Here is a 1,454-nt window from a genome sequence, read left to right on the forward strand (position 1 = left end):
AGCAGGCCGGATTTTCTGCCGCCGTAAATGGCGCGGCTTTCCAAGTCAAGCGAAACACGGAACAGACGCCAATCGGCACGGTAGAAATTCGCCTGAGCGCTCAACTTGCTAAAGCGCAAATGAGCCCAGCTGTAAGCCAGAGAGTCGCTTTCGTACGGGTAAATCTTGCCGCGATGTTCCAGATTCTGGTGCTGCATACCGGCTGCAAGTGTCCAATTCATACGGGCATCTGTAAAGGTCAAGCCCCAAGTAACAACCGAGCGTTGCAGGCCGAAATCGTTGTACTGCGGGAAAAGGAAGAAGTCTTCGCCATCCCAGCCAGAACGGTCAAACCAGAGGAGCGCGCCCATGTGGCGGTTTTTAGCCACTTCGCCTGCACCAAAGGCCGCAAAATGATGATTGAAAGCAAAGCCGTCATGTTCGCCATACTGACTTTCCAAGGGCAACTGCTCACGGCTCGGCGTATAGTAAAATCCAAAGTCGATATAGCCGCCTCGTCCACCGCGCATAATATCGCTGATTTCGGAAAGGTGACGGTCGCGAGTCACCGCTCCGTCGTTGGCGAGGGCGTATGGCTTGATGCCATCGGCAATTGCAATCCCGACCAGCACAAGTGAAATCAAAGCGGACTTCAATACAAACTGCATACTGGAAAAGTAGTAAAAAGTAGGAAGTAGGAAGTCGACTGTAGACAGTAGGATGTTCTAATTTTTTGCTCTAACGGCATATAGATGCAAGCTATAACTTAGATTACTATATTTAGGGCATGACAGAACAGGAAAAAGCACTGATTGCAGCGTGGAGCAGCCACCCCCGCGAATGGAAAAAAAACACCTGGGTGTACCCGGTGATTAGCCGTCGTGCAGGCGGTCTTTCTTTGGGCGTCAACTTAAACCCCGACCACCACTGTTCTTTTTCTTGCGCCTATTGTCAGAGCGGCCCGCAAGAGGGCCACAAGCGCATTCCCGTCAACATCGATGCCGTGGAACGCGAACTGCGCGAGTTTCTTGATTACTACGAATCCGGCGAATTTTTCAAGTGCAAGGCTTTCGAAAACGTACCCAAACAGAACAAGCAACTCAAGGACATTTGCCTTTCGGGCGACGGCGAATCCACAATCGTCAAGGAATTCCCGGAAATTTGCCAGCGTATGCGCAAAATTCAAGAGGAATACACGCCAAAGCTAGGTGCTTTTAAGTTGCGTCTCATAACAAACGCTAGCCATCTCGAAAGCCCTGCGGTAGAACTTGGGCTTTCTCCCCTGCTGGCAAGTGAAGGCGAAATCTGGGCAAAGCTTGACGCCGGCACCGAAGAATGGTTCAAGAAAATGAACCGCTCTCCCCTGCATTTATCCAAGATTTTAAACAACCTAACTAAGACGATCAAGATTTATCCGATTTGCATCCAGACCATGCTCTGCGACTTGCAAGCCGAAATTCCGAGTGACCACGAAA

1 protein-coding gene and 1 pseudogene are annotated in these 1,454 nt (G+C 50.4%); one reads left to right on the forward strand and one right to left on the reverse strand.

The features are described from left to right. A pseudogene (locus Q0628_RS07540) lies at nt 1–647 on the reverse strand (hypothetical protein); the annotation flags it as partial. Between the two features lie 119 nt (nt 648–766). Here Q0628_RS07540 and Q0628_RS07545 point away from each other — a divergent pair. Next, a partial coding sequence (locus Q0628_RS07545; protein ID WP_298769704.1) for a hypothetical protein occupies nt 767–1,454 on the forward strand: 688 nt, incomplete at its 3' end.

This window comes from uncultured Fibrobacter sp. (assembly GCF_937877005.1).
Taxonomy (GTDB): Bacteria; Fibrobacterota; Fibrobacteria; order Fibrobacterales; family Fibrobacteraceae; genus Fibrobacter.